The organism is Ferroplasma sp. Type II (assembly GCF_000496155.1).
In genome coordinates, this window is record NZ_KI542727.1 from 1 (window position 1) to 3,434 (window position 3,434).

Consider the following 3,434-nt stretch of genomic DNA (forward strand, 5'->3'; position numbering starts at 1 on the left):
ATACTTGCAACCGCAGGAATGATGAATGGAGGACCGGTCCTGGAATATTTTAAGACACTGTCAGCGGAGCCAAAAAATACACTTGCATTTGTGGGATACCAGGCAGATGGCACACTGGGAAGGAGAATACAGTCCGGTGCATCCAGCATTACACTTTCCGATGCAGGAAAATCAACAAAATTTGAGATCAAAATGTCAGTTGAAAATGCTGAAGGTTTCTCAGGGCATTCCACTAAACGGGAACTCCTGAATTTTGTTGGGGGAATGCAGCCCAAACCCCAGAGAATACTGATCAATCATGGGGATGGAAACAAGTGTTATGATTTTGCAAGGCTGATCCATACAAAATTCGGGGTTGAGGCAATAGCCATGAAAAATCTTGAAACCACCAGGCTATATTGATTATCATAAAAATTCTTATCACTTATCCGGAGAAATTTATATAATTTTGTATATAAATTGTATTTAATTTATATAATTTTTATACTTACTGTTAAATATCTCTTTTTTAATGTATAAATCTAAATATTTGTTTTCCATTTATATTAACATGAACAATAGCCTTAAAACTTACTTTCCGCACTTTTCAAAAGGGGTATTTTTTGAATTTCACTCTGGCCTGAATTCCTCCTCGGATATGCCAATCAACGACAATATCAGTCCCTGTATATCCGAAATCTCCGTGTAAAATCTCTCGGTCTCCTGTCCATTACTTATGAGGTGATGAACCTGCATTTTATCAAATGCGGAAAAGACGCGGTAACATGTCGGGGAAGTACAATCCCTTTCCTCAGAATATAGTGGAATGCTCTTTATTCCACTGTTCTCCATTGCTATCCTGACATCCCTCTCGATCAGTGCCTGTATGAGCATGGCAATGAAATATAGGAAAAGGAAACCCTCTATTCTTGTTTCATTCTTGAACAGGACAGGCATTACGCCGTATACGGTCTTAAGCTGTTCATACCTCTTCTCAAGCATAGGTTGGTACTTATACCGGGCAAGCACATCGGATGCATCTATGTCCATGCAGTTTGTGATAAGGGGGAATATGCCGTCTGAAGCAGAATCTCTCTCAATCGTCCCCTTCTCTATTGACCATGAAACGTGATATACCGGTATCTCTATCTTCCTGTATGTGCTCTTGTTCGAAGGTCTTCCCCTGCCGGATTTCCTAAACGTCTCAACACGTTCCTCCTTTATTTCATACCTTATATATGGAACTCCTGAAACGGCAGATTCAGCTTTTTCTATTATTCTCTCCTTTCGCATCCTCCTTTTTCGGAGTGATGATTCCAGACCATCAAGCATTGATACGGCAGATCGTATTTTCCGATCCCTAGTTTTGGAATCCAGTTCCTCTTTCTGTGAACTCCATGACCATACTATCCTGAATCCCTCAGATGACGGTATAGGAGATTCGAACACCCTGAACTCTATGTCGCCTTTAGATCGTTTCCGAATAAACGCATCCTTCCATTCAATCCGGTGATCCTGGATGTATTCATGGAACCACGAGGTCTCAGATCTTGTTGCGGGAAGCAGTGTGATAAACTTCCCATGATTTTCATTGATATATTTCATGTTTTCCTTTGAACAGAGCTTGCTGTCGGCTACGTATATGAAATCTGATCTGCCGGATAAATCCCTCAGAAAATTCCATGTATCTATGTGCGTTTCCACGTCCTGTGTGTTTCCGTCCAGTGCCATGTAGTGCACGGGAACAGAATGATCTGAACTGACCGTCAAGGTCCAGAGGAGCTGCTTCAGATCCGGTCTGTGATCCTTGTTGTGCCCGTATGTTATTTCAGCAGTCTCCTTTCCCCTCTTATCTGATCCATCAGCATCCTCGTAATCGCCGGAAAATGTTATTGTTGTGCTGTCGTTGTGGAATTCATTCATGCTTATTCCGAATTTCTCGACAACGCTTTTCACGATTTCAACAAGCATAGATCCCCTGTCAGCATCAAAGAGCACATCAAGCGATCTGCCAATTCTGTCATCGTTAATATGCGCTGCCTGATCCCGGGAAACACCAAGAAGTGACGGCTCTATTGACGATGCCCATTTCCCAATACCGTATACCGGTTCCCTTTCCGTCAGTATGTTCCTTAACAGAATCAGGAGACATGATGTGTGTGGAACCATGCCTCCTCCACCCATGCGTGAAGAAAGTATGTCGGATAATCCAATTCTGTGTATGTACCTGTTTATTATGGGGATGGCGTAGATCCACCTTGTCTGGAGTTCATGCTTATCCGAACCTGACTGTTGAACCATTGCATGTGTATATACTATAGGTATATATACCTATAGTTAATCCCGATCAATGAAGGAGGCGGATCCATGTCAGTGGATAAACTGGAAGATCTAAGGAAACAGGTCAAAGAGCAATCTCATGAACTAAAAAATATCGATTTTGCTCTTCACGGAACCGTATGGAAGCACTACATGAAATGCGGTAATGTGAAGTGCAAATGCCATGCCAGTCCTCCAAAACTACATGGACCCTACTATGACTGGTCAAGGAAGGTAAAGGGAAAGACTGTGAACATAAGGTTATGTGAAGAACAGGCAAAGATTGTTGAAGAGTGGATACAGAACATGAAACGCCTGGAGAACGTACTATCAGAAATAGAATCTATATCGATTCGTGCGGCTGAATTAATTCGAAAATAGTGCCATCACAAAAGTGCGGAAAGTAAGGTTTAAGGGAATTCGGTGATACAAAATGATATTTACAGGCAATATATATTATAATGGCAGGATGAGAAAAGGCACACTGTCAGTAGGCGAAGAAACAAATTTTACAGACAGCGTGGCAAATAATGGAATGTACGGTACCCTTATTCCGATGCCTGTCAACGCACATACACATATCGGTGATTCTTTTATCAAAGACGAGCCCAGGGGTGAGCTGCCAGAAATTGTTGGGCCAGGAGGTTTCAAACACAGGCAGCTGGAAAATTCTTCCGATGGCATTATAATGGGAGGAATAAAAAATTCAACCAGCTTCATGGAAAAATCTGGTATCCTGTCATACTTCGACTTTAGAGAGAATGGGATCAAAGGTGCTGAATTCATAAATCATACGGATAGGGAATATATAAAGCCTGTAGTACTTGGAAGGCCTTTCAAAAATGAGAGTATACAGGCAATACTGGATAATGCCAATGGCATAGGTTTGAGCTCGGTCTCCGATATGGAATATGAGGAAGCGATTAAAGCCAGCATGCTTGCTAAAAAGAACAATAAAATCATGGCCCTTCATTTCAGTGAGAATGTCAGGGAGGATATTGACAGGGTGTTAAATTTGAACCCTGACTTTCTGGTACATGGAATTGAGGCTCATGAAAGCGACCTTCAAAAAATTAAATCCAAAAATATACCGATTGTGATCACACCCCGATCCAACATATTTTTGAAAAAGGCCG

General features: G+C 41.6%; 4 protein-coding genes. 3 read left to right on the forward strand and 1 reads right to left on the reverse strand.

All coding sequences use genetic code 11. The annotated features are described in order from the left end of the window. Window positions 1-402, forward strand: a 402-nt coding sequence (locus tag AMDU4_RS07570) for an MBL fold metallo-hydrolase RNA specificity domain-containing protein (RefSeq protein WP_021787395.1), incomplete at its 5' end; no start/stop codon positions are given. A gap of 207 nt (window positions 403-609) precedes the next feature. Here the strand turns inward: AMDU4_RS07570 and AMDU4_RS07575 are convergent. Beyond that, a complete protein-coding gene (locus AMDU4_RS07575; protein WP_021787397.1) occupies window positions 610-2,280 on the reverse strand; it encodes an IS1634 family transposase in 1,671 nt (556 codons plus the stop codon). A 66-nt stretch (window positions 2,281-2,346) separates the two neighbouring features. Between AMDU4_RS07575 and AMDU4_RS07580 the strand changes: the two genes are divergently transcribed. After that, window positions 2,347-2,679 (forward strand): DUF6788 family protein, encoded by a 333-nt coding sequence (locus tag AMDU4_RS07580; protein ID WP_021787398.1) that lies wholly within the window; start codon window positions 2,347-2,349, stop codon window positions 2,677-2,679. 52 nt (window positions 2,680-2,731) lie between these two features. Continuing rightward, window positions 2,732-3,434, forward strand: a 703-nt coding sequence (locus AMDU4_RS07585) for an amidohydrolase family protein (RefSeq protein ID WP_290704578.1), incomplete at its 3' end; no start/stop codon positions are given.